Raw genomic sequence first — 23,620 nt, 5'->3', positions numbered from 1 at the left:
GCCGGCTCAGGTGGCGTTGGCGGTCAGCGGGTGGCTGCCTTCCCTCCGGGTGTACGGCGTCCAACGCCCAATGAGTCGGGGTTGGGCGGGCGAGTATGTGCGGTATGGGGCATCGGGAAGGCGGTGGAGACGGTCAGGACCTGTTGCAACGTCGCGAGGACGTGCGGCAGGCCAACTTCCTGGAACTGTTCGTCGACCTGGTGTTGGTGTTCGCCCTGGCCGGGGTGGTCACCCGGGTGGCACGGGACATCGTCAGCGAAGACGTCGTCGTGCGGTGGCGGGCGATGGCCTTCCTGCCGGTGCTGTCGCTGCCGCTGATCTGGTTGTGGATCACGACCGCGCACATCACCAGCTGGTTCGACCCCCGCCGCCGCAAGATCCAGTGGATCGTGCTGGCCAGTGCCTTCGGGCTGCTGATCATGTCGACGTCGCTGCCGGCCGCGTTCATCGGCCGCGGATGGGCGTTCGTGCTGCCGTACGTGATCCTGCAGTTGGGCCGGCCGCTCATCCTGATACCCGCGCTGCGCGGACACCCCCTGCGCCACCTCTACCGCCGGTCGGTCCTGTGGTTCGCGGCCTCGGCGGTGATCTGGTTCGCCGGCGCGGCCGTCATCGGCGGCGCCCGGGCCGCCCTGTGGGGGGCCGCCGTGATCGTTGACTTCATCGCCGCGCAGCTGCGCTGGCCGGTACCGGGGATGGCCGGGCCGCCGGTCAGTGCCTGGGCCACGGACAGCCGCCACCACCTGCCCGAGCGCTACCAGCAGTTCCTGCTGATCGCCCTCGGCGAAACCGTGCTCGCCGTCGGCACCACGCTGACCAACCAGCCGGTCACCGTGACGACCGCCGCGGGGCTGGTGGTGGCGTTCCTGTCGACGGTGTTGATGTGGCGCATCTACTTCTACCGCTCCGGCCAGGTCCTCGCCGAGACCGTCGCCGCGGCTGGGGACCGGGACGCCGCCGGCCGCGCCATCGGCACTGCCCATGTCGTCATGGTGCTGGGCATCGTCGCCACCGCCGTCGGCTTCGAGATCGTACTGAAGCACCCGGACGGCGCGCCGGAGCCGGCGTGGCTCCTCGCGAGCCTCGGCGGCCCGGCACTGTTCCTCTACGGCCGCATCCGGCTGGAACGCGCCGTGTTCGACCGGCTGTCCCTCCGCCGCGTCGTCGCCATCGCCGCCCTGGCGATCGCCGCCGTCCCCCTGCATCTCGCCCCGCCGCTGGCCACCGCGGCCGTAGCCGCGCTCGTACTGCTCGGCGTCGCCCTCGCCGACGCCCGCCACGCCGCCGGCCGTCCCCCCGAGGCCCCCTCGCCGCCGCACTAGACGAGTAAGTCCTAATCCTGGTCAGTGGTCGTAGGCGATCAGGGACCTGGTCAGGGGTTGTCCGGTGGTGCGGTTGTGCCAGATGGCGGCGGTCATGGCCAGGAGTCGTTGTGCGACGCGGGCGGCGACGCCTTCGATGCTGCGGCCGCCGTGTAGCTCGAGGTCGAGTTGGCCCTTGAGCGTGTCGTTGACCGATTCGATGAGTTGCCGGATCGGTTTGAGCAGGTGCTCGCCGGGTCGTGGGGTGCGGTTGCGGTAGGAGGGCCGTAGCAGCCGCACTCCGCGTTCGGCCAGCCAGCGGTCCAGCTCGGCGGACACATAGCCCTTGTCCGCGATGATCAGCAGGCCTGGGCGTTCGGCCAAAAGGTCCGGGTCGTGTTCGAGGACCGCGGTCAACACTTGCCGTTCGTCGATCTTGGGGTTGGCCAGAGCCCAGGTGACGGGCAGGCCGGCCGGGGTGCAGACCAGGTGCAGCCGCAGACCCCAGAACCAGCGCGAGTGCGACGGGCAGTAGCCGTAGCTGGCCCAGCCCGCTAACCATGAGCGGCGCACGGTGGGCCGGGACCGGCCGCACTCGACCGGGGTGGAGTCGACCACCCAGACCGAGTCGGCCCACAGGTCGGTGTCCGCGGCCACCGCCCGGATCGCCCTCTTCAGTAGCGGCACGGCGGCGCGTAGGCGCTTGTTGTAGCCGGACTGCCCCGGCAGATAGGGAAACGCTCCGGGCAGATGCGCGGGGACGAACCGCAGCCAGCGGGCCTCGGACCGGATCCCGAGCAGCACCTGGGCCACCGCCAGGGTCAGCAGCTCAGCATCTGACAGCTTCGGTGGCCGACCGGACCTGCGGGGCCGCCCCAGCCAGTCGTCGATCTTCACGTACAGTGCGGTGAGAAGGGTGTTGATGTCTGTCGTCACAAACGGATCATCAACACCCTTCGCTGCGTTCGCAGCCCCGGACCGACTTAGGAATTACTCGTCTAGTGTCCTGAGTCGTTGGAGAGTTGATTAAGTCTCGTGCAGTAGTTGGCGAGGTTGTCGAGGATCTCGTCGGCGGTCTTGGTCCAGACGAAGGGTTTCGGGTCTTCGTTCCAGGCAGCGATCCAGGTGTTGACGTCGGTTTCGAGGTCTTTGACGCTGCGGTGGCTGCTGCGGCGAAGCTTGCGGCGGGTCAGTTCGGCGAACCAGCGTTCGACGAGGTTGAGCCAGCTGCCCGAGGTGGGGGTGAAGTGCAGGTGGAAGCGGGGGTGCGCGGCGAGCCAGGTCTTGATCGCCGGGGTCTTGTGGGTGGCGTAGTTGTCACAGATCAGGTGCAGATCGAGCTCGGGCGGGGTGTTGGCGTCGATGGTCTTGAGGAACCGCAGGAACTCCTGGTGGCGGTGGCGGCGCTGGTGCTGGCTGATCACCTGGCCGGTGGCAACGTCCAAGGCGGCGAACAGGCTGGTCGTGCCGTAGCGGACGTAGTCGTGGGTCTGCCGGCCGGGCACCCCTGGCATCATCGGCAGCACCGGGGCGCTGCGGTCGAGGGCCTGCATCTGCGACTTCTCATCCACCGCGAGGACCATCGCCTTGTCCGGCGGGTCCAAGTACAACCCGACCACGTCACGGACCTTCTCGATGAACTGCGGATCCTTCGACAGCTTCCACGTGTCCACCAGATGCGGCTTGAGGCCGAACGCCCGCCAGATCCGCGAGACCGCCGTCTGATTCAACCCGACCGCCTTGGCCATCGACCGGGTCGACCAATGAATGTCGTTGTTGATCGGTGCCTCTTCCAGAGTCTTCACGATCACCGCCTCGACCTGCTCATCGGTGATCTTCCGGGTGGCGCCCGGGCGGGGCTCGTCGGACAGGCCCTCCAGCCGCTCACGCACGAACCTGGCCCGCCACTTGTTCACCGTCTGCGGCCACACACCCAACGCCGCGGCAACGTCCTTGTTCGTCGCCCCTTCCGCGCACGCCAACACAATCCGCGCCCGCAACGCCAACGCCTGCGCGGTTTTCGCCCGACGAGCCCAGGACATCAGAGTCTGACGCTCTACATCGGACAACACCAGCTCGGCCTTCGGGCGCCCTGTTCGCGGCATGCCACGAAGCCTACCCGAATTCAGCGGCGAATCAACGACTCAGGACACTAGGTCATCCCAGCAGGAGGGACGCGGGACGGGCGACATCCGGACGCGCCAGGGGGTGCCAGACATGGCACCTCCGTGGGCCAATATGCCTTGCCTTTGTGCCATCGGTGTGCCATATTGGCACCATGGACTTGACCCCGTACGTGAGCAACCTCGGACGTGAGTTCGCCACGCTCGCCGAAACCGGTGGTGAAGAGGCGCGTGCGCTGGTCGAGCGCCTGACCGGGTCGCTCGAGTCGGCGATCCGGATGACGCTGCTGGACGCGCTGTCGGCCGCCGCCGACGAGATCACCCGGGACCTGGCTCCGGGTTCGGTGGAGCTGCGCCTGCGCGGACGCGATCCGAACTTCGTCGTGACCTCACCACCCGCCGAGCCGCTCGGGCTCGCGGCCGGGGACACTGCGGCGACGGTCGACGGCGCGCCGGACAGCGATCTGCTGATCGCCGAGGACGGCCCAGCCGCGCGGATCAACGTACGCATGCCCGAGCAGCTCAAGGCCGCGATCGAGGAGGCCGCGGCCAAGGAGGGACGCTCGGTCAACGCCTGGCTGGTCCGGGCAGCCGCCGCCGGCTTGCAGCGGTCCGATCGCGAGCAGCGTCCCGAGCCACGCGGCGGCGGGAAACGGACCCCGCAGCGCTTCACCGGCTGGGTGCGCTGACCGCACCGCACACGCTGTCTTCACCCCACGTCCCCGACCTGCGGGGACGACTCACCTACCCATGATGCGGGGACAACCATGCCTACTTTCGAGACGCCCGAACCGATCTCCGTCACGCTCGAATTCGGCGTCGGCCACGTGCGGATCATCGCGAGCGACCGGGCCGACACCGTCGTCGAGGTCCGGCCGAGCGACGAGACCGACGAGTCCGACGTGCAGGCCGCTGCGCAGGTCCGGGTCGACTGCACCAACGGCATGCTCCAGGTCACCGGCCCGAAGCGCACCTTCGACTTCTCCAAGAAGAGCAGGTCCGTGGACGTTCTCATCGAACTGCCCAGCGGTTCCCAACTCTCCGCTCACCTGCAGATGGGCGACATCCGCTGTGCCGGCCGGCTCGGCGAGTGCCGCCTCAAGACCACCGGCAACGTCTGGCTCGAACGAACCGGCCCGCTGCGACTGCACACGGGGATCGGTCACGTCACCGTCGACGGCATCACGGGCAACGCCGAGATCTCCACCGGCTCGGGCAAGATCCGGATCGGCGAGGTCGAGGGCACCGTGGTGGTCAAGAACTCCAACGGCGACACCACGATCGACGCGGCCACCGGCGACGTGCGGGTGCGCAACGCCAACGGCGCCATCGCCGTCGAGCGGGCCGGCGCCGGCGTCGACGCGAAGACGTCCAACGGCGGCATCCGCCTCGGCGAGGTGGTCCGCGGCTCGACCGTACTCGGCACCGCGATGGGCGACCTGGACATCGGCATCGCCGAGGGCACCGCCGCCTGGCTGGACATGAACACCGGATTCGGGCACGTACGCAACCTGCTGGAGAACACCACCCGGCCCGACGAGGCCGACCAGACCGTCGAGGTGCGTGGCCGCACCTCCTACGGCGACATCACCATCCATCGCTCCTGATCCGCTTCCAGCCCCGGAGAAGGGAACCATGACCATCACCCAGTCCCGGCCGGCGATTGCCGCAACCGGGCTACGGAAATCCTTCGGCGACCACGTCGTGCTCGACGGTCTCGAGCTGAACGTGCCGCGGGGAACGATCTTCTCGCTGCTCGGCGCGAACGGCGCCGGGAAGACCACCACCGTCAAGATTTTGTCCACTCTGCTCAGTGCCGACGACGGTGACGTCCAGGTCGCCGGGCACGACCTCGCCCGCGAGCCGGACGCGGTGCGCGCCGCGATCGGCGTCACCGGTCAGTTCTCCGCGGTGGACAAGCTGCTCACCGGCGAGGAGAACCTGCGGCTGATGGCGGATCTGCACCACCTCGCCCGGGGCGAAGGCCGGCGGCGCGCCGCCCAGCTGCTCGAACAGTTCGACCTGACCGAGGCGGCCACGAAGCCGGCAGCGACCTACTCCGGGGGCATGCTGCGGCGGCTCGACCTGGCGATGACCCTGGTCGGCAGCCCGCAAGTGATCTTCCTCGACGAGCCGACCACCGGACTGGACCCGCGCAGCCGCCGGGACATGTGGCAGATCGTCCGAGACCTGGTGGCCGCCGGCGTCACCATCTTCCTGACCACCCAGTACCTGGACGAGGCCGACGAGCTGGCCGACCGGATCGCGGTCCTCGACCACGGTCGGGTGGTCGCCGAGGGAACCGCGGAGGAACTCAAGCGCCGCATCCCCGGTGGACACGTTCGCCTGCGGTTCGCCGACCAGGAGGGCCTCGACGCGGCCATGCGCGTGCTGGGTCAGGCCTCGCGCGACAACGACGCGCTCGCCCTGCGGGTGCCCAGCGATGGCAGCCTGCGCGCGCTGAAGACGCTGATCGGCCGGCTCGACGACCGGGCCATCGAGGTCGACGAACTGTCCGTGCACACCCCCGATCTCGACGACGTCTTCCTCGCCCTCACCGGCAACTCCACCGACGAGAAGGTGACCACTCGATGAGCACCCCGGCCCTCACCGCCCCGGCTCCGGCAAGCCTCCGTTTCCATCCGCTACGCGACTCGGCGACGATGCTGCGCCGCAACCTCAAGCGCATGCTGCGGTACCCGTCGATGACCGTGACCCTCGTCGGGATGCCCGTCGTCTTCCTGCTGCTGTTCGTCTACGTGCTCGGCGGCACGCTGGGCGCCGGGCTCGGCGGGGCGGTGCACAGCGGCGCGGCCGGCGGGCGTGCCGCGTACGCCAACTACGTGGCGCCCGCGATCATCCTGATGACCGTGACGGCCACGGTCCAGGGGACCGCGATCTCGATCGCCATGGACATGACCGAAGGCATCATCACCCGGTTTCGCACCATGCACATCGCCCGCGTCTCGGTGCTGACCGGACACGTCCTGGGCAGCATGATCCAGGCGATGCTCAGCCTGGCCATCGTGATCGGCGTGGCGCTGCTGGTCGGCTTCCGGCCCACCGCCGGGCTGGGCGCGTGGCTGGCCACGGCCGGGTTCCTGGTGGCGGTCACCTTCGCGCTCGTCTGGTTGTCCGTCGCGCTCGGCCAGGTGAGCAAGAGCGTCGAGACCGCGAGCAACCTGCCCATGCCGCTCGTGCTGCTGCCCTTCCTCGGCAGCGGGTTCGTCCCCACCGACTCCATGCCGGCCGGTCTGCGCTGGTTCGCCGAGTACCAGCCGTTCACGCCGATCATCGAAACCCTGCGCGGCCTGCTGATGGACAAGCCGATCGGGAACAACGCGTGGCTCGCGCTCGTCTGGTGCGCCGTCATCGCGCTGGGCGGATACCTCTGGTCGAAACGACTGTTCAACCGCGAGTCCTCCCACTGAAAGCGCGGAATGATGCGGACCGCCTCCGCTAGGCGGACGGGGACGGGGCCCTCCGGTGGGCGGCCGGCGGCGCGTCGGGCGTCGGCGACGGCGACGGCGACGCCGAGCAGCACGACGGCAGCGGCGAGGGCGGCGAGCAGCGGCGGGTCGAAGAACAGCGGCGGCGCCAGCAGGACCAGAACGCCGATGCCGACGAGCCGGCGCAGGGCGAGCAGGTTGAAGACGACCCGTTCCAGCCGACTTCGGCCGAACAGGAAGATCGCCGGCCCGCCGAGGGGCGTACTCGCGGCACGAGCGGACGCGTCGGACCATCCACTAACGTCCGTCCCGTGACAGCCGAAGCAGCGGGCGCGTTTCGTCGGACGGCGATCGAGCGATCAGACCAGCGCATCGCATGGGAACGGACGGACCAGGCCTTCTTCGCTGCCGGAGCGTGTCACATTCTCGCCTGGGTCTGCCGGGATTCCTACCCGAGGCGGTCGATCGAGATAGCGGCGGTGCGCTTCGCGGGCGAGCGGCAGGTCTTCCACGCGTACGCGATCTGGGATGGCTGGGCGTTCGACCACTCGGGCTGGAATCCCGAGCCGCAACTGCTGGCGGTCAACACAGACTTCGAAGGCCACCCGATTGAGCGCGTAAAGATCACGGACGGTCTGGCTGAGTTCTGCGAGAAGCACCACCACCGCATGCCGAACCAGTATTGGGATGATCCGCTCCCCCGTGCTCGCAAATACCTGAGCCGATACACCCCACCTTGGCAGTAGCGCCTCCGGCAGGTGCTCACTGACCCGCCGCTGGTGAGGCACCACCCTGGCCGGCGGCAGCAGCGTGCATCGAGCGAGGTCCGGCCTGGCAGGGGCCGGCCTTCAGGTGATGCAGGCTGCGCGGCCGTTAGGGTCGCGAGATGGGTCAGGTCAGTGAGCATGGCGTGGAGCAGAACTTGGCCGGAGGTCGTTTGACGGCTGGTGTGGTCCGGGTGGGCGACACGGTGCGTCGCCCGGCCTCGCCTGCGTCGCGATTTGTGGCGCGGCTGCTGACTCATCTCGCCAAGAAGGGCTTCGACGGCTGCCCTCAGCATCTGGGGTGGGATCAACACGGTCGTGACATGTTGTCGTTCGTGCCCGGCCACGTGCCTGCACGATGGCAGCACTTCACGGACAAGCAGGTTGGCCAGGCCGCAAGGCTGCTTCGACAACTGCATGACGCCACGCGCGACTTGGCCTGCGTCCTGGGGGGTGAGGTGGTCTGCCATCACGACCCCGGTCCGAACAACACCGTCTTCCGCGACGGCCAGCCGGCGGCGTTCATCGACTTCGACTTCGCGGCTCCTGGCCACCCGTTGGAGGACCTGGGGTACCTGGCCTGGGCCTGGTGCATCTCGTCACGGCCCGACCGGGGACCTGCGACAGAACAGGCCCGCCAGGTGCGGACCCTGGCGGACGCGTACGGCTTGAGCCCGACCGACCGTGGTCGCCTACCCGCGGCCATCCGCGAGCGCTTACATCGCAACGAGGCGTTCTGGCGAGACATGGTCGACGACGAGACGGCCTCGGTCCCTCGCCCCCGTTCTGCCGAGATCCTCGCCTGGACCCAGCGCGAACTCGCCCACACCGAGGCCAACCAGGACACGTTCGTCGCCGCGCTGGGCTCGACATGAGCGGGCTCGTGGCGGGGGGCGGGTCGCGGTGTCCGATATTCAGTCCCGGGATCACTCCGGGGACCTACCAGTGCCCGCCCCCCGTAGCCGCGCTGTCCCACACGGGGTTGCTCTGACCGGCCAACTGCGGCGCACCGTAGCAAGCGGGTACGACATCGCGCCCGGTCCCTCATCGCCGTCAACATGGTCACGATGACCCGGGTGATCCGAGTGCAGCTGTCAGCTTGGGAATCGCACAAGATCGGCTCGGAACGGGCCGCCACGCCTGCTCGACGCGCTCCTACGTGGCCTGGTCTGGCCCCCGCTGACACCACCCTGTGGCCCGTGGATGGCCTGGCGGTTCCTTCCAGGTTCCTCGAGAATTCGCCACCCAAACCGGATAGGTCAAAAGCCGAAAGAGTTGAACGGTTCGGGATCAACGCGGAAGACGCGGGCGGTGTCGGTCACCGCACTGAGTCGGTGAGGGCGGATGCGGCCGGCTCCGGCCAGCACGGCAGCGGACATGCCGCCCAGGTATAGGGAGCTCAACGACTGGATGTCCATTGTGAGATCCGGTCGCATGTCCGTTCGGGTGCAGGTCGCCCCCTCGGGGGACACTGCCAACCGCCATACGCCGACATTGTGCGGGCACATGCTGTCGTCCTCGATCGCGAACGTCAGCTCGGCGGTGGTGTCGTAGGCGCGCGCGGTCAAGGCGCCCGGCAGGTCGAGGATGCGGAGCCACAGGTTGTCGGACTGCCGGGTGATCCGCATGGCGCGTGGATTACGCAGCATCCAGCGCAGCGGTTCGTCTGTCGGCCGGGACGGCGCGACGATCTTCCGGGTGAGGTCGAAGTCGGTCAGAAGCATCCACATCGCCCGATAGGCCTCCGGGGTCGAGGCTTGAAACCCCTCGACGACGAGCGTCCCGGTATGTTCCGGCAACGGCGACCACGGGAGCCGGAAGTTCGCAACGCCGTCAAGGTTGCCGTCTACGTCACGGTGCAGCAGGTACCGCATCGGCCCGTCGGTGCCGGCGGCCTCATCGGACAGGCCGTCCACCGGCCGGGCTGGGGAGCGAGTTCGCCGATCTGGCGTTGCCGAATCTGCTTATGAATCTGCGGCCAGGCCTGCCGCGCCGCCGCAGCGTCTACCAGCTCCAACGAGCCCGCGGCAAATTCGGAGTCGATGAAGCGGGCGTCGATGCGCTCCAACTCCCAACGGGCGCGCATCGTCGCCGGGGAGAACCCGAAGCGCCCGTAGATGCCCCCCTCACTCGCGCTCAGAGCGGCCAACGGTTCGCCGCGCGCCAAGGCTTCATCGAACATCGCCTGCATCATGCCGCGCAGGAGCCCGCGCCGACGGTGGGTCGCGATCACGCCAGTTGCCGTGACACCGCCGAACGGCACAGCACGCAGCCCCGGCACGGTGATGGCCAGCGAGAGCATCGCCGAGCCACCCACCAGCTTCCCGTCCACGAAGGCGGCCTGAGGATGGAAGTGGTCATCCATCACCTCATCAGCCCAGGCTTCCAGCTGCTGCTCGGTGGCCGGCTTTCTCGGCGGCGGCCACGCTTCCGGGCCGCCGTGCCCCGCACTGGGAGCCGGCTCCCAGTTCGGCAGCCCGTTGACGTACGGCAGCACCTTGAGGTAATCGACTGCCTCGGAGCGTTCGACGGGTCGGATCTCGATCTTCACGACCCGCATCCTTCAGGTCGGCCAGCGCCGAGGCAACGAAGATTCGGTATCTGCCCAGTCGTCGACAGCCTGCCATGACGGCGGGGAACCGCATCGGTGAAGCGGGCCTTCTCCAGGTGGCGGACCGTCTCGACCGGGCGGCGGCTCGTGCTGCTGCGGACTCAGTGCGGACTGACGGCGTCGGTCCCGATCTTGACGCCGTTCATCCGGGTCGTCGGCACCATGCCTGACCAGGGTGTTTTCGTGGTGGGGCGGGCGGGACTCGAACCCGCGACCGAGGGATTATGAGTCCCCTGCTCTAACCCGCTGAGCTACCGCCCCGTCACCGCGCCGGGATCCTAACCCGCCGGATGGATCACCGGCCACCACGAACCTCAGCGTCGCCGCCGCCGCAACAGCACGATGGGCAACGCGAGGATAACAGTGAGCAGCCAGCCCGCCACGACCACGGCCCACAGCCAGCCGTCGTCGGTCCCGGTCTCGTCGGGCAGCAGCATGCCGATGGTGAGCAGCAGGCTGAACCCGCCGACGCCGAGGGTGGCGAGGCCGCTGAGCACCATCAGCAGGATCGCCCACCAGGCGTGCGGCGCCGGTCGGGCCGTGGCGCCGGGCCGGCCGCCGCCCGCGTACGGCTGGGGGACCCGCTCCGGCGGGCGGGCCGGCATCGGCACCCGGCGGTCGGCGGGCACCTGCTGGTCGATCACCGCGATGGCGCCGGGGTGCAGGTCGAGCAGGGTCGGTTCGATGTGCACCGTGATGCCGTCGTAGCCGATCATCCGGCGGGCGCCGTCCGGCCAGGCGAGCAGGGCGGCGCACTCGGCGTACCGGACGGTGGCGGCGCCCTCGGGCGCGGCGAAGCTGACGCCCTCGACGCCGACCCGCAGCTCGCCGCCGCCCTCGCGTTCCCGGTAGGCGGTGCCGGCGACGGCGTGCTCGGACTGGGTGGGTGCCGGGGTGAAGCCGGCCCAGTCCGCCCGGGTGCCGTCGGGGACCATGAGCAGCGCGCTGGACGTGACCTCCTGGGCGACCTCGTGCAGGTCGGCGAGGGTGACCGCCTTGAGTTCGGCGCGCAGCTCGTCGACGCCGCGGACCGGCTGGCCGGTGAGCAGGTCCCACGCCTGGCCGGGCAGCCGGGCCGCGTCCACCTCGGCGGTGCCCAGGACGTCGTCCCGCTTGGCCAGGGTGGCGTCCAGGTCGGCCTGCTCGATCCGCCCGACGCGCAGCTTGGCCAGGGTGTCGACGAAGCCGCCGACCAGGGCGTCCTGCTTCTCGGGGAGCGCGTCGGCGAGGGCGCGCAGGGTGGCCCGCCCGTCGCCGCGCGGGTCGTATCCGGTGTCGACGGCGTAGGAGAGGCCGTCCTCCTGGCGCAGCGAGCGGTACAGCTCGCGCTCCAGCACGTCGGCGAAGACGGCCGCGGCGGTCCGGCGCCGCACGACGGAGTCCAGCACCACCATCCGCGAGCCGTGCACGAAGTACGCCGGGGTGCGCGGCAGCGCCGACGACACCGGCGGCACGGGCTGCCGTACGCCGGGCGGCAGGGTCAGCCGGAGGCCCTCCGGTACCCGGTCCCCGGCGATCCAGAGCACCGCGTTCTCCCGGGTGAACCACCGGGCCGCCCACGCCCGCAGGTCGTGCTCGGTGAGCGCGTACAGGCCGAACTCCGGGTAGCTGGTCAGGCCGTGGTCCCGGGCGCCGTGCCGCCACAACGGCACCTGGTCGATGCTGCCGCGGCCGCTCCACTCGGTCCGCAGGATCTCCTTCTCCACCTGCAGCCGGGCCATCGGCAGGTCGTGCAGGTTGCGGCAGACGGCGGTGAGGAAGCCGGCGATGTCCTGTTCCGAGCCCTGCATGTAGAAGGAGGTGAAGGTGGGGGCGGTGGCCCCGTTGAAGTGGTAGTCGGTGAGGCCGAGCGGGGCGAGCGCCAGGTGCTCCAGCAGGTGGGTGACGCCGCTGCGGGCCAGGGTCTCGTCGGCGACGCCCACCCGGAAGGTGAGGCCGGCGCGCATCGGCCCGGCCGTGGGGGCGAGCAGGGTCGGCACCCCGTCGACCTCGAGCTGGCGGATCATCGCTGGCCACCCTTCGCGTACGCCTCGCCGCGGAACTTCTCCAGGCCCTCGACCCCACCGAGGTACGACCACGGGTACTCGCTGGCCAGGTGGCCGAGCGCGGTGAACTGGGCGATCGCGGCATCCCAGAACTCGGCGACGCAGAGCATCAGGGCGAACATCGACCGGACCGACACCCAACCGTGCCGGTGCTCGAAGCGCGGGTGCAGCACCGACCGCTGGGCGGCCTCCCAGATGTCCCGCTTGAACTGCGGGTCCTTGCGGTAGCGGGCCCGCTCGGCGCTGCTGTCCCCGTCGGTCCACCGCTCCAGGTGCGCCTCGGCGAGGACGACCGCGTTGTGGGCTCCCTCCGGGGCGGCGGCCATGCACTCCCGGGCGAAGGCGAACGCCTTGTCCCAGGTGCCGCTCCACTTCGGGCAGAACTGCTGCAGCAGCGACTGCTGGGCGCTCACGTGGTGCGGGAAGGCCCGGGAGAGCCGGTCGTAGCGACGGCGCGCCTCCGCCTGGCCCAGCTCGAGGCCCCTCGCCGCGCGCAGCCGCAGCTGCCAGGCCGCCGCATTGCCCGGGTCGCGGGCGCAGACGTCGATGAGGAGCTGCTCCGCCTGCCGCAGGTACGCGTGGAACTGCTCGAACTGCTCCCGGCTGACGTACTGCGCCCGGGCGCCGGTGCGGATGTCCCAGCCCACCCTGATCAGGTGCGCGGCGAGGAGGGTCGGCGCGAGGGTGTCTCCCGGGTGGGCGGCCGTGACGGACCGCAGGAACGGCTCGATCCCGGACACCTCGCCGGCGAGGCCGACCAGCAGGGAGCGGCCGTTCCAGTCCAGCGGGTCCAGCAACGCGTGCACACCGGCCCAGTCGCCGGCGGTGAGCGCCGCGCGCAGCGGTGTGACCTCGGGATACGCGGCGGCCGGCTCGAAGGTGATCGCCGGGTAGGGTGCGGGCATGGCGGCGATGATAGGTGATCACGAACCGTCTTCGGGTCCCCCGTCCAGCTCGGACCTCCGCCGTCAGCTGGGCCGTAGCGCGGCGAGCACGGCGCCGGCGGCCCGCCAGCCGCTGGCCAGCGCGCCCTGGATGGACGGGCTGTCCCGGTGGTCGCCGGCGACGAAGAGCCCGTCGGCCAGCGCGACCGGCTTGCGCAGCCGGCCCTGCGGTGGCGGCATGGCGGGCAGCGCGTCCGGCACGGAGACGGTGGTGAGGTGGGTCCAGTCGGCGGTGGAGCGGCCGTAGAGCCGGTCGAGTTCCCGCCGGATGACCGGCTCGGGCGGGGCCTGCGGGCCGACCACCGAGGTGGCCACCAGGTGCCGGCCGCCCGGCGCGTAGGTGGGCGCGGCGTTGCTCGGCACCACGGTGTTGGCGACCAGTTCCCGCCGCTCCCCGTCGAGCAGCAGGATCGGCTCGGCCAGGGGCGGGGTGTCGGTGCTGTGGTAGTAGGTCGTGTAGCCGTGCATGCGTACCCGGTGGAGCTGGGGCAGCAGCGTGGCGGCTGCCGGCGGGTCCACGGCGACCAACACGGCGCGGCAGGTGATCTCGCCGCTGCCGGTGCGGACCCGGCCGGGCGCGACCTCCGCGACCGGGGTGTCCACCTCGATCAGCTCGGCGGGCAGCGGAGCGGCGACGGCCCGGGGCAGCGCGGCCATCCCCCGGGCGGGCAGCCCGATCCGGCCCCGGGCGAACGAGCGCAGGAACACCGCCAGCACGTGGCTGGAGGTCGCCAGCTCCCGGTCGAGGAGCACCCCGGAGAGGAACGGCCGGAGCAGCTCCTCGATGAACGCGTCGGAGAGCCCGGCCCGGCGCAGCGCCGCCTCGCTGGTCGTCTCGGGCGCGTTGAGCAGCCGGCCCACCGGCAGGGTGGCGCAGCCGGTGGCGAGTGCGGCGAAGCGGAGCCGGTCGACGAGGGAGCCGATCCGGGCGGTCATCGTGCCGCGCGTGCCGGCGGGGTCGCGCAGCGGGTTGACCAGCCGTTCGAGGCGGTCGCCGCGGCGGACCAGCACGCCGGAGGTGAACCAGCCGAGGTCGAGGGGGCCCAGGTCGAGCAGGCCGCCGAGCCGCGGGTACGCGGTGTTGAGCACCTGGAAGCCGCGGTCCAGCAGGTAGCCGTCGACCTCGTCGGTGGCCACCCGGCCGCCGAGCCGGTCGCCGGCTTCGAGCAGCCGCCACGGCACGCCGGCGCGGTGCAGCCGGCGGGCGGCGGCGAGGCCGGCCAGCCCGCCGCCGACGATGACGACGTCGGCCTCACCGGACACCGACGACCTCCGCCCCGGCCCGGTCGCCGTCCCGGTTGGCCCGGGCGAGCCGGCTCGGCCACCAGATCTTCGGCCCGATGTCGTACGCGAGCGCGGGCACCAGCAGCGACCGGACGACGATGGTGTCGAGCAGCACCCCGGCGGCGACCGCCACGCCCAGCTCGACGAGCACCACCAGCGGCAGGACGGCGAGCGCGGAGAAGGTGGCGGCGAGCACGATGCCGGCCGAGGTGATCACGCCGCCGGTGACGGCGAGCCCGGCCAGGACGCCGGCCCGGGTGCCCCGCCGGACCGACTCCTCGCGGACCCGGCTCATCAGGAAGATGTTGTAGTCGATGCCGAGGGCGACCAGGAAGACGAACGCGAAGAGCGGGAAGGACTGGTCGACGCCGGGGAAGTCCAGCAGGTACCTGAAGATCAGTGCGCAGAGGCCGAGCGTGGCCAGGAACGACAGCACCACGGTGGCGATCAGCAGGATCGGGGCGACCAGGGCGCGCAGCAGCAGCGCCAGGATGATCGCGATGACCAGCAGCACCACCGGGATGATGACGTTACGGTCGCGGGTGGTGGCGGCGGCGGTGTCCACGTTGATGGCGGTGAACCCGCCGACCACGGAGTCCGCGCCGGGCACCCGGTGCACCGCCGCGCGCAGATCGCGGATGGTCCGCTCGGCCCCGTTGCTGTCCGGCGGGTCGGCCAGGGTGGCCAGCAGCTGCACCCGCCCGTCGACCACGAGGGGCGGTGCGTTCGGGTCGGGCGGCCCGGCCTGGTTCTGGGCGGTGAGGGGGCGGACGGAGGACACCCCGGGCACGCCCTGCGCCACCTGGGCCACCTGCCGGGCGGTGGCCTCGTTGGTGAAGATGGTGGCCGGGCTGCCGGTGCCGGCCGGGTAGTGCCGGGCGATCGCCTCCTGGCCGGCGACCGAGTCGGTGCGGTTGGTGAACAGGTCGGACTGGCCGAGGGTGGTGGCGCCGAGCTGGGTCACGCCGACCGCGAGGGCGGCCAGGACCACCGCGGTGACCAGCCAGACGGTCCGAGCCCGGCGGGCCACGAAGCCGGCGATCCGGCCCCAGACACCGTGCTCGGTGTGCGGGTCGGCGTGGTCGAGGCGGGGCCGCCGGGGCCAGAACGCCCACCGTCCGCCGAGTAGCAGCAGGGCGGGGAGGAAGGTGAGCATCACCAGCAGCGTGGCGGCGATGCCGACCGCGGCGACCGGGCCGAGCGCCCGGTTGGAGTTGAGGCTGGACAGCAGGAGGCAGAGCAGGCTGACGATGACCGTCGCGCCGGACGCGATGATCGCCGGGGCGGCGCCCCGCCAGGCGGCCCGCATCGCCGCCCCGGGCCGGTCGTGCCGGTGCAGTTCCTCGCGGTAGCGGGCGATGAGCAGCAGCGCGTAGTCGGTGCCGGCGCCGAAGACCAACACGGTGAGGATGCCCTGGGCCTGCCCGTTCAGCTTGATGACGTCGTTCCTGGCCAGCAGGTAGACGCAGAGCGCGGCCAGCGAGTACGACATCCCGGCGGCGAGCAGCGGGAAGATCCACAGCACCGGGCTGCGGTAGACGATCAGCAGGATGACCAGCACCACGACCAGGGTGACCAGCAGCAGCGGGCCGTCGATGGCGGTGAACACCTCGATCAGGTCGGCGAGCAGCCCGGCCGGCCCGGCGACGTCGACGGTGAGGCCGTCCCGGTCCGCGCCGGCGATCGTGCGCAACCGGTCGACCACCGCGCGGATCTGTTCGCCCTCCGAGCTGTCGATCGGGACGACGACCTGCACGGCCTGCCGGTCCTGGCTGACGATCGGCGGCGGCAGCGGGCCGACCACGCCCGGCACCTGGGCGAAGCGCGCCGCGTCGACCTGGATCCGCTGCTGGTCGGCGGGGGTGATGCCCGAGGTGCGTTCGTAGACGACGAGGGCCGGGGTGGTCTCCCTCTCGACGAAGCCGGCCGACAGGTTCTGCGCCCGGGTCGCCTCGGCGTCGGCGGGAAGGAAGGAGGCGTTGTTGTTGGTCGCGACGTCACCGAGCTTCCCGGAGTAGGGCCCGGCGATGCCGCCGAGGACCAGCCAGCCCAGCACGACCACCAGCGCGATCAGGGTGGCCGTCCAGCGGCCTCGCCCTCCGGCCATCTCCACCCACCCTCGTACCGACGCACCGGTCGACGCAGCGGGAGTCCCAGTCGACAGCGACCATCCTGCCGGGCGAAGCGGCGCCCGCGGGCGGAAACCGGGCGTTGGGCCGGTGCCGGCGCACGAGAAACGCCCGCCGGCCAGGCCGACGGGCGTCGTGGAGCTGAGCTCCCCCGTTTGGACTCGAACCAAAAACCTGCCGGTTAACAGCCGGCTGCTCTGCCAATTGAGCTACGGGGGACCGTAGATCACCCGGCGCTGCGGATCTCTCCGCGCCGGGCGACGGGGACAAGAGTACAGGACATCGGGGGGTGGTGCGCCAGGGGGTTACCGCACCGGGGACCGCCCACGTCCCGGCCACGCGACCCCACCAGCAAAACGGACAAATCGTCATCTCGCCCCAAGGAGGCATGAGCGGAGAGCAGGATGGGTAGTTAGCCGCCGACAGAGGACGCAGGCGCGAGATGGTCGCTCCCGCCGGGGAACCGCCCGGACGGGGACGGCGGCGCGTCAGGTACGGAAGGAGCCGCCATGCGCGGAAAGATCATGTTTCTTGGCGGGCTGGCTGCGGGATTCGTCCTGGGCGCCCGTGCCGGCCGAGAGAAGTACGAGGAGCTGATGATCCGGGGCCGCAAGGTGCTCGACCACCCGACCGTCCAGGAGGCGGCGGGCGTGGCCCAGGCCCAGGCGACCCGGCTCTACTCCGAGGGCAAGGACAAGCTGGGCCAGACCAAGCTCGGCGAGAAGCTGGGCACCGGCAACGGCAGCAAGCAGGGGCTGACCGCGGCCGACAAGCCGTTCGCCGGCACGCCGGCCACCGTCGGCGCCAAGTCCGGGTCGACCGGCCCGGGTTCGACCAGCGCGACCGGCTCGACGAGCAGCAGCACGAGCAGCAAGTCGTCCGGCACGAGCAGTAACCTCTGACGTATCCGGAGAGCGGGCCGGTCGCCATCGGGCGACCGGCCCGCTCCCGTCTGTCCGAAGAGCACCCACGACCTACTTTTGCTCATCCTGAACGAAAGTGGTGTCGATTCATCTAAAACTTTTGGGTTCCCCCTCTTCTCTTTGGTCCCGGACGCAAATATCGTCTCGCGTAGAACCTGGCCAGGCTCTCGTCACCTCCCAGCGACCTCCTCAGCCTCATCCGCTGAGGCGGACCCGCCCGACCAGAGCGAGGTTCGATGCGCAGACCATTCGGCCGTAGGGCCGCCATCCATCTCAGCCTGCTCGCCCTCGTCGGCGCGACGCTCGTCGCGACGGCGGAGCAGGCTCCGACCCCGGCGCAGGCCGCGCCGGTGCTCACCGCCCCAGCTCCAAACAGCAACGGCATCCAGTACAAGGTGCTCGTCTTCACCCGGTCGGCCAGCGGCAACAATGCCGCCACCGCGGCCGGTGTGCAGGCCATCCAGCAACTCGGGCAGGACCGGCGGTTCACCGTCGAGGTCACCAACGACCCCCGCAAGTTCGACGAGCCGCACCTGAAGCAGTTCCGTGCCGTGGTGTTCCTGAACACCGCCGGCGACGTGCTCAACGACGCCCAGCAGGCGGCCTTCGAGCAGTACTACCGCGACGGCGGCGGCTTCGTCGGGGTCAACTCCGCCATCGAGGCCGAACCGGACTGGTCCTTCCTCACCAACGTGCTCGGCACCCGGGCCACCGGCGCGCCGTCGGCCGCCAGCAAGGCCACCGTCACCGTCGCCGACCGGGTCCACCCGGCGTCGGAGTCGCTGCCGCAGCGCTGGAGCACCACCGACCGCTGGTACAACTTCGCGGCCAACGTGCGGGGCGTCTCGCACGTACTGGCCACGGTGGACGAGAAGACCTACGCCGGCGGCACCATGGGCTTCGACCACCCGATCACCTGGTGCAAGGACTACCAGGGCGGCCGGTCGTTCTACACCGGACTCGGCGCCACCCCGGAGAGCTACGGCACCGTGGACCTGCGGGCCCACCTGGGCGGGGCGATCCAGTGGGCGGCCGGCGTGACCGACGGCGACTGCGGCGCGACGGTGCTGGCCAACTACCAGATGACCGTCGTCGGAGCGCAGCCCAACGTCAACGAGCCGATCGGCTTCGACGTGCTCCCCGATGGCCGGGTGATCCAGACCGACCGCCGCGGCGGCGTACGCCTGCACAACCCGGAGACCAACTCGACCACCGTGCTGGCCCAGATCCCCGTCTACACCAACAGCGAGGACGGGATGTACGGCCCGGCGATCGACAAGGACTTCGCCACCAACAAGTGGGTCTACCTCTACTACGCGCCGCCGCTGGACACCCCGACCGGCAGCGCGCCGACGACCAGCACCGACCCGACCGCCTGGGACGTGTGGAAGGGCTACTTCCAGCTCTCCCGATTCAAGTTCGTGGACGGGGAGAACCCGTCGCTGGACCTGAGCACCGAGCAGAAGATCCTCCAGGTGCCGGTGGACCGGGGCGCCTGCTGCCACGTGGCCGGCGACATCGCGTTCGACTCGAAGAACAACCTCTGGCTGGTCACCGGGGACGACACCCCGGCCGGCGGCGGCGGGTCCGGCGGCTTCTCGCCGCACAACGACTCGGTCAGCGCCACCGGCGTCTACCAGGCCCCGTTCGTCGACGCCCGGCGCAGTTCGGCCAACACCAACGACCTGCGCGGCAAGATCCTGCGGATCACGGTGGGCGCGGACGGCTCGTACACCGTCCCGGCGGGGAACCTCTTTCCGGCCGGCACGGCGAAGACCCGGCCGGAGATCTACGCGATGGGCTTCCGGAACCCGTTCCGGATCACCGTGGACAAGAACGACGTCGCCTACATCACCGACTACTCCCCCGACTCCTCGGTCGCCCAGGTCGGGCGGGGACCGGCGGGCACCGGCCGGATGATGGTGGTCGAGAAGCCGGCGAACTACGGCTGGCCGCTGTGCGTGCAGCCGAACCTGCCGTACATCGAGATGGACTGGACCACCAATCCCATCTCGCCGGTCGCGCCGTTCGACTGCGCGGCACCGAAGAACACGTCGCGGCACAACACCGGCCTGACCGACCTGCCGCGGGTGGAGAAGTCCGAGCTGTGGTACTCGTTCCAGGCGCCGACCCCGTGTCCGGAGTCCTACCTGTCGACGCCCACCCAGACCTGCCCGGTGCTCTTCCCGGAGCTGGGCACCGGTGGCGTCGGCCCGCACGGGGCGGCGAAGTACGACTACGACCCGGAGCTGAGGTCGGAGACGAAGTTCCCCGAGTACTACGACGGCGCCATCTTCTTCGGTGAGTTCACCCGGGACACCCTCAAGGAGATCCGGCTGGACGACAACGGCGACATCCTGAAGATCAACAACGTGTTGAACTGCGGGCAGGCGCCGACCACCCCGGCCAAGCCGTTCCTCTGCGACAACCCGATGGACATGCGCTGGGGTGCGGACGGCAACTTCTACCTGCTGACGTACGGCGACGGGTTCTTCAACATCAACCCGGACGCCGCGATGCTGAAGTTCAGCTACGTCAAGGGCCTGCGGGCGCCCACCGCTGTGCTGAACGCGACCCCGACCAACGGGCGGGCACCGCTCACCGTCGCCTTCTCCAGCGAGGGCTCGAAGGACCCCGACCCGGCCGACTCGATCTCGTTCGCCTGGGACTTCGACGGCAACGGCACGACCGACTCGATCGACCCGAACCCGTCGTTTACCTACACCACCAACGGCGTCTACACCGCCCGGCTGACGGTGACCGACTCCAGCGGCAAGACCGCGTCGGCGAACACCACCATCACCGTCGGCAACACCGCGCCGACCGTCACCGTCGTCACCCCGCTCGAGGGCGGCTTCTTCAGCTGGGGCGACGACATCCCCTGGTCGGTGACCGTCACCGACCCGGAGGACGGCCCGATCGACTGCAGCAAGGTCGAGGTGACCTTCGTCCTCGGCCATGACAGCCACGGCCACGGTGAGGCGAACCAGTTCGGCTGCTCCGGGGTGCTGCCCACGGACGCGGACGACGCCTCGCACGGCGGCTACATCTACGGCGTGGTCAGCGCGTCGTACACCGACAAGGGCGCCAACGGGCAGCCGGCGCTGACCACGGTGGACCAGCAGATCGTCCAGGCCAAGCGGCACGAGGTCGAGTTCGCCACCGACGAGTCCGGCACCACGGTCGCCACCACGGCGGACACCGGCGGCGGGCAGCAGCGCGGCAGCCTCGACCGCGGTGACTGGCTCGCGATCAACAACACCGTGAACCTGAAGAACATGCAGTCGGTGACGCTGCGGACCTCCGGGGGCAGCGCCGCCACCGCCGGGCAGCCCCGGTTCGGCGTCGAGTTCCGGCTGGACTCCCCCACCGGCCCGCTGCTGACCACGGCCACGGTCAAGGCGACCGCCGGCAACAACGCCTTCACCAGCACCACCGTGCCGATCACCGACCCGGGCGGGACGCACAAGCTCTACCTGGTCCTCACCACCGTCTCCGGTGGCCCGACCAGCGGCTTCGGCAACCTCAACTGGGTCGAGTTCACCGGCCAGGGCATCGGCGTCACCCCGTGACGCCGGGGGTGGGTCGCCGCCCCGGCGGCGGCCCCACCCCGCCACCTCCCACACCGTCCAGCACCGTGAGAAAGGCAGTCAGGACATGAACGACACATCGCATGGGATGAGCCGTCGCCGGATGCTCGGCACCATCGCCGGCGCGGCGGGCGCCGTCGCCGTCGGCGCCGCCGGCTTCGCCCCGTCGGCCGCCTTCGCCGGCAACGGTCTGCTCGTCCCGACCGGCAAGCGGGGCATCATCCTCTACAGCGTCCGCGACCGGATCAGCGCCGCCCCCGACGCCACCGGCGTGCCGTTCGGGTTCGAGCGGGTGCTCGCCCGGCTCGCCGAGATCGGCTACCAGGAGGTCGAGTTCGCCGGGTACACCCAGCACACCTCGATCCTCGGCCGGCAGATCACCCCGCAGGAGATTCGCAAGATCCTGGACGACAACGGGCTGCGCGCCAACGGCTCGCACGCCTCGGTCCCGGGCACGGTCACCCCGGACACCATCGCCCAGTTCGAGCAGACCCTGGACACCGCCGAGATCCTCGGCATGACCCACATCGGCACCGGCAGCGACCCGACCGGCAGCAACTACCAGGCCGACTGGGACGCCGCGGTCGACCGGTGGAACACCTTCGGCCAGATGGCCGCCGCCCGGGGCCTGAAGCTCTACACGCACAACCACGACGCGGCGTACAACTTCCTGCTGGACAGCGGGCCGCTGGACGCGCAGGGCCGCCCGACCCGGTCCTCCGGCGTCCGCAAGCTGGAGTACTTCATCGCACGGACCAACCCGGAGTGGGTCTGGTTCGAGATGGACATCTACTGGGCGCACGTGGCCCAGTACCGCTACCGCAGCTACACCGACCCGGACGGGGTGACCCAGACCAGCATCTTCGACCCGCTGGCCGTGGTCGCCGCCCAGCCGATCCGGTTCCCGCTGTTCCACGCCAAGGACGGCAAGATCAACACGAGCACCACCAACGGGTACGACATGGTGCCGCTCGGCCAGGGCGACATCGACTACGGCGGCTTCTTCGCCAACATGGGCGCCAAGGGCTACCACAACCCGATGTGGGAGCAGGACACCGCGCCCGGTGGCAGCGCCGACCCGGGCCGGTCGCTGCGCTTCGCGGAGATCAGCTACCAGCACATGGCGAGCCTGCGGGGCTGACCCGAACCCCCAGCACGCCGGGGCCGCATCCGGGAAACCGGGTGCGGCCCCCTCGCGTCACGCGATGGTGACACTCGTGTGGCACATTCGAGGGGAGGTGATCGCGATGACCATGATCGGACCGGAGAACGCGGACCAGGCGCGGCTGCTCCGCCTGCTGCGGGACGACGGCCCGCGCTCGCGGGTGGAACTGGCCGACGCCCTGGGCCTGCCCCGAGCCCGGTTCACCGCCGAGGTGGAGCGGCTGACCGCGCAGGGTCTGGTGGAGGGCGCCGGGCCGGCCGCGTCCCGGGGCGGTCGACGGTCGTCCCTGCTCCGGATCGCCGGGCAGGTCCGCTTCGGCGCGGTGGTGGTCGGCGACGGGCAGCTCGACGTCGCGCTCACCGACGGGGAGCTGACCGTGCTCAGCCGGCACCGGGAGCCGGTCGACGTGCGGCTGGGCCCCGAGGCGGTGGTGGGCCGCGCGGTGGAGCGGCTCGGCAAGCTGCGGGCCGAGGCGGGCCTGGCCCGGTTCACCGGGGTGGGGGTGGCCCTGCCGGCGCCGGTCGCGGTCCGCGACGGCGCCCCGGTCTCCCCGCCCGCCCTGCCCGGCTGGCACCGGTTCCCGGTCCGCGACACCATCGCCGCCGACCTGGGCTGCCCGGTGCAGGTCGACAACGACGCCAACGTGATGGCGCTCGGCGAGCGGCACGCCGGCACCGGCCGGCCGTTCGACGACTTCCTCTACGTCAAGCTGGGCAGCGCGGTCGGCTGCGGGCTGGTGCTCGGCGGGGCCCTGTACCGGGGCGCGGCCAGCGGGGCCGGCGACATCGGCCACCTCCAGCTCGCCGAGGACGGGCCGCTCTGCGTCTGCGGCAACAGCGGCTGCGTCGAGGCGTACTGCGCGGATCCGGCCCTGGTGCGGGAGGCGGTGACCGCCGCCCGGAGCGGGCGCTCGACGGCGCTCGCCGAGCGACTGGCCGGGGACGGCACGCTGACCATGGCCGACGTCGCCGGGGCGGCGACCGAGGGCGACCCGACCGCGCAGACCCTGGTCCGCGACGCCGCCCGCCGGCTCGGCCAGGTGCTGGTCGGTCTGGTCAGCTTCGTCAACCCGGCCATCGTGATCATCGGTGGCGCGGCGCCCGGCATCGGGCCGGTCCTGCTCGCCGAGATCCGCGGCGTGGTCTACCGGCGTTCGACCCCGCTGGCCACCGGCAGCATGCCGATCGTCCTCTCCGACCTGGACGACCGGGCCGGCCTGGTCGGCGCGGCGCGCCTGGTCAGCGACCAGGTCTTCGCGGCCTGCTGAGCTGCGCCCCGGGGCCCGGCGCGGC

At 70.9% G+C, this 23,620-nt stretch carries 19 protein-coding genes and 2 tRNA genes; 11 read left to right on the top strand and 10 right to left on the bottom strand.

Features of this window, described 5'->3' with window-relative positions; translation table 11 throughout:
* The first annotated feature begins 104 nt into the window (after positions 1–104).
* Positions 105–1,322 carry a low temperature requirement protein A gene (locus tag Q2K19_RS18580; protein WP_302762559.1) on the top strand — a complete coding sequence of 406 codons (1,218 nt, stop codon included), beginning with the start codon at positions 105–107 and terminating at the stop codon, positions 1,320–1,322.
* 21 nt (positions 1,323–1,343) lie between these two features.
* Here the strand turns inward: Q2K19_RS18580 and Q2K19_RS18575 are convergent, their stop codons facing one another.
* Together Q2K19_RS18575 and Q2K19_RS18570 are read right to left on the bottom strand one after the other, a co-directional pair.
* Entirely contained in the window at positions 1,344–2,237 is an 894-nt protein-coding gene (locus Q2K19_RS18575; protein WP_302762558.1) for an IS982 family transposase, read from the bottom strand.
* A gap of 62 nt (positions 2,238–2,299) precedes the next feature.
* Positions 2,300–3,406, bottom strand: a complete 1,107-nt coding sequence (locus tag Q2K19_RS18570) for an IS630 family transposase (protein ID WP_302762557.1) — start codon at positions 3,404–3,406, stop codon at positions 2,300–2,302.
* Positions 3,407–3,579: 173 nt separating this feature from the next.
* Here Q2K19_RS18570 and Q2K19_RS18565 point away from each other — a divergent pair, with 173 nt between their 5' ends.
* The 6 genes from Q2K19_RS18565 (at position 3,580) to Q2K19_RS18540 (ending at position 8,512) form a co-directional block, all read left to right on the top strand.
* A complete protein-coding gene (locus Q2K19_RS18565) occupies positions 3,580–4,113 on the top strand; it encodes a ribbon-helix-helix protein, CopG family (protein WP_446839806.1) in 534 nt (177 codons plus the stop codon).
* Between the two features lie 78 nt (positions 4,114–4,191).
* Positions 4,192–5,031 carry a DUF4097 family beta strand repeat-containing protein gene (locus tag Q2K19_RS18560; protein ID WP_302762555.1) on the top strand — a complete coding sequence of 280 codons (840 nt, stop codon included), beginning with the start codon at positions 4,192–4,194 and terminating at the stop codon, positions 5,029–5,031.
* 28 nt (positions 5,032–5,059) lie between these two features.
* On the top strand, positions 5,060–6,019 hold the full coding sequence (locus Q2K19_RS18555; RefSeq protein WP_302762554.1) for an ATP-binding cassette domain-containing protein: 960 nt from the start codon (positions 5,060–5,062) through the stop codon (positions 6,017–6,019).
* Positions 6,016–6,855, top strand: coding sequence for an ABC transporter permease (locus Q2K19_RS18550; RefSeq protein WP_302762553.1), 840 nt, complete (start codon positions 6,016–6,018; stop codon positions 6,853–6,855). Before Q2K19_RS18555 ends, Q2K19_RS18550 begins: the two co-directional genes overlap by 4 nt.
* A gap of 329 nt (positions 6,856–7,184) precedes the next feature.
* On the top strand, positions 7,185–7,619 hold the full coding sequence (locus tag Q2K19_RS18545; protein ID WP_302762552.1) for a hypothetical protein: 435 nt from the start codon (positions 7,185–7,187) through the stop codon (positions 7,617–7,619).
* A gap of 140 nt (positions 7,620–7,759) precedes the next feature.
* Positions 7,760–8,512, top strand: a complete 753-nt coding sequence (locus tag Q2K19_RS18540; RefSeq protein ID WP_302762551.1) for a phosphotransferase — start codon at positions 7,760–7,762, stop codon at positions 8,510–8,512.
* A 384-nt stretch (positions 8,513–8,896) separates the two neighbouring features.
* On the opposite strand, the gene Q2K19_RS18535 is transcribed toward Q2K19_RS18540, so the two are convergent.
* From Q2K19_RS18535 to Q2K19_RS18500, 8 genes are all read right to left on the bottom strand, one after another.
* Positions 8,897–9,511 carry a sterol carrier protein domain-containing protein gene (locus Q2K19_RS18535; RefSeq protein WP_302762550.1) on the bottom strand — a complete coding sequence of 205 codons (615 nt, stop codon included), beginning with the start codon at positions 9,509–9,511 and terminating at the stop codon, positions 8,897–8,899.
* Positions 9,484–10,188, bottom strand: coding sequence for a GNAT family N-acetyltransferase (locus tag Q2K19_RS18530; protein WP_302762549.1), 705 nt, complete (start codon positions 10,186–10,188; stop codon positions 9,484–9,486). Before Q2K19_RS18530 ends, Q2K19_RS18535 begins: the two co-directional genes overlap by 28 nt.
* A 244-nt stretch (positions 10,189–10,432) precedes the next feature.
* Positions 10,433–10,509: transfer RNA gene (locus tag Q2K19_RS18525), tRNA-Ile, on the bottom strand.
* 53 nt (positions 10,510–10,562) lie between these two features.
* Positions 10,563–12,254 carry an insulinase family protein gene (locus tag Q2K19_RS18520; RefSeq protein ID WP_302762548.1) on the bottom strand — a complete coding sequence of 564 codons (1,692 nt, stop codon included), beginning with the start codon at positions 12,252–12,254 and terminating at the stop codon, positions 10,563–10,565.
* Complete coding sequence (locus Q2K19_RS18515; protein ID WP_302762547.1) at positions 12,251–13,198, bottom strand: hypothetical protein; 948 nt, start codon at positions 13,196–13,198, stop codon at positions 12,251–12,253. Before Q2K19_RS18515 ends, Q2K19_RS18520 begins: the two co-directional genes overlap by 4 nt.
* Before the next feature lie 63 nt (positions 13,199–13,261).
* The gene (locus Q2K19_RS18510; RefSeq protein WP_302762546.1) at positions 13,262–14,500 is read right to left on the bottom strand and encodes an NAD(P)/FAD-dependent oxidoreductase; all 1,239 of its coding nucleotides are present in this window, start codon (positions 14,498–14,500) and stop codon (positions 13,262–13,264) included.
* Positions 14,490–16,628 (bottom strand): MMPL family transporter, encoded by a 2,139-nt coding sequence (locus Q2K19_RS18505; RefSeq protein ID WP_302762545.1) that lies wholly within the window; start codon positions 16,626–16,628, stop codon positions 14,490–14,492. The genes Q2K19_RS18510 and Q2K19_RS18505 overlap by 11 nt, the downstream gene beginning before the upstream one ends.
* Positions 16,629–16,796: 168 nt before the next feature.
* A tRNA-Asn gene (locus tag Q2K19_RS18500) sits at positions 16,797–16,869 on the bottom strand.
* A gap of 290 nt (positions 16,870–17,159) precedes the next feature.
* On the opposite strand from Q2K19_RS18500, the gene Q2K19_RS18495 reads away from it, so the two are divergent.
* The 4 genes from Q2K19_RS18495 (at position 17,160) to Q2K19_RS18480 (ending at position 23,595) form a co-directional block, all read left to right on the top strand.
* Positions 17,160–17,552, top strand: a complete 393-nt coding sequence (locus Q2K19_RS18495) for a hypothetical protein (protein WP_302762544.1) — start codon at positions 17,160–17,162, stop codon at positions 17,550–17,552.
* A gap of 257 nt (positions 17,553–17,809) precedes the next feature.
* Positions 17,810–21,145 (top strand): ThuA domain-containing protein, encoded by a 3,336-nt coding sequence (locus Q2K19_RS18490; protein WP_302762543.1) that lies wholly within the window; start codon positions 17,810–17,812, stop codon positions 21,143–21,145.
* 85 nt (positions 21,146–21,230) lie between these two features.
* Positions 21,231–22,304, top strand: a complete 1,074-nt coding sequence (locus Q2K19_RS18485; protein WP_302762542.1) for a sugar phosphate isomerase/epimerase family protein — start codon at positions 21,231–21,233, stop codon at positions 22,302–22,304.
* A 106-nt stretch (positions 22,305–22,410) separates the two neighbouring features.
* A complete protein-coding gene (locus Q2K19_RS18480) occupies positions 22,411–23,595 on the top strand; it encodes an ROK family transcriptional regulator (RefSeq protein ID WP_302762541.1) in 1,185 nt (394 codons plus the stop codon).
* Positions 23,596–23,620 lie beyond the last annotated feature (25 nt).

The sequence above is a fragment of the Micromonospora sp. NBRC 110009 genome (genome assembly GCF_030518795.1).
Lineage (GTDB): Bacteria > Actinomycetota > Actinomycetes > Mycobacteriales > Micromonosporaceae > Micromonospora.
Note: the sequence above shows the minus strand (reverse complement) of the source record. Positions and strands in the feature narration are given on the sequence as shown.

Coding starts and splice junctions, on each gene's coding strand:
- Q2K19_RS18505 (WP_302762545.1), bottom strand. CDS start 16,628: ATGGCCGGAGGGCGAGGCCGCTGGACGGCCACCCTGATCGCGCTGGTG.
- Q2K19_RS18535 (WP_302762550.1), bottom strand. CDS start 9,511: ATGCGGTACCTGCTGCACCGTGACGTAGACGGCAACCTTGACGGCGTT.
- Q2K19_RS18490 (WP_302762543.1), top strand. CDS start 17,810: ATGCGCAGACCATTCGGCCGTAGGGCCGCCATCCATCTCAGCCTGCTC.
- Q2K19_RS18555 (WP_302762554.1), top strand. CDS start 5,060: ATGACCATCACCCAGTCCCGGCCGGCGATTGCCGCAACCGGGCTACGG.
- Q2K19_RS18565 (WP_446839806.1), top strand. CDS start 3,580: ATGGACTTGACCCCGTACGTGAGCAACCTCGGACGTGAGTTCGCCACG.
- Q2K19_RS18520 (WP_302762548.1), bottom strand. CDS start 12,254: ATGATCCGCCAGCTCGAGGTCGACGGGGTGCCGACCCTGCTCGCCCCC.
- Q2K19_RS18540 (WP_302762551.1), top strand. CDS start 7,760: ATGGGTCAGGTCAGTGAGCATGGCGTGGAGCAGAACTTGGCCGGAGGT.
- Q2K19_RS18580 (WP_302762559.1), top strand. CDS start 105: ATGGGGCATCGGGAAGGCGGTGGAGACGGTCAGGACCTGTTGCAACGT.
- Q2K19_RS18560 (WP_302762555.1), top strand. CDS start 4,192: ATGCCTACTTTCGAGACGCCCGAACCGATCTCCGTCACGCTCGAATTC.
- Q2K19_RS18480 (WP_302762541.1), top strand. CDS start 22,411: ATGACCATGATCGGACCGGAGAACGCGGACCAGGCGCGGCTGCTCCGC.
- Q2K19_RS18550 (WP_302762553.1), top strand. CDS start 6,016: ATGAGCACCCCGGCCCTCACCGCCCCGGCTCCGGCAAGCCTCCGTTTC.
- Q2K19_RS18485 (WP_302762542.1), top strand. CDS start 21,231: ATGAACGACACATCGCATGGGATGAGCCGTCGCCGGATGCTCGGCACC.
- Q2K19_RS18495 (WP_302762544.1), top strand. CDS start 17,160: ATGCGCGGAAAGATCATGTTTCTTGGCGGGCTGGCTGCGGGATTCGTC.
- Q2K19_RS18515 (WP_302762547.1), bottom strand. CDS start 13,198: ATGCCCGCACCCTACCCGGCGATCACCTTCGAGCCGGCCGCCGCGTAT.
- Q2K19_RS18570 (WP_302762557.1), bottom strand. CDS start 3,406: ATGCCGCGAACAGGGCGCCCGAAGGCCGAGCTGGTGTTGTCCGATGTA.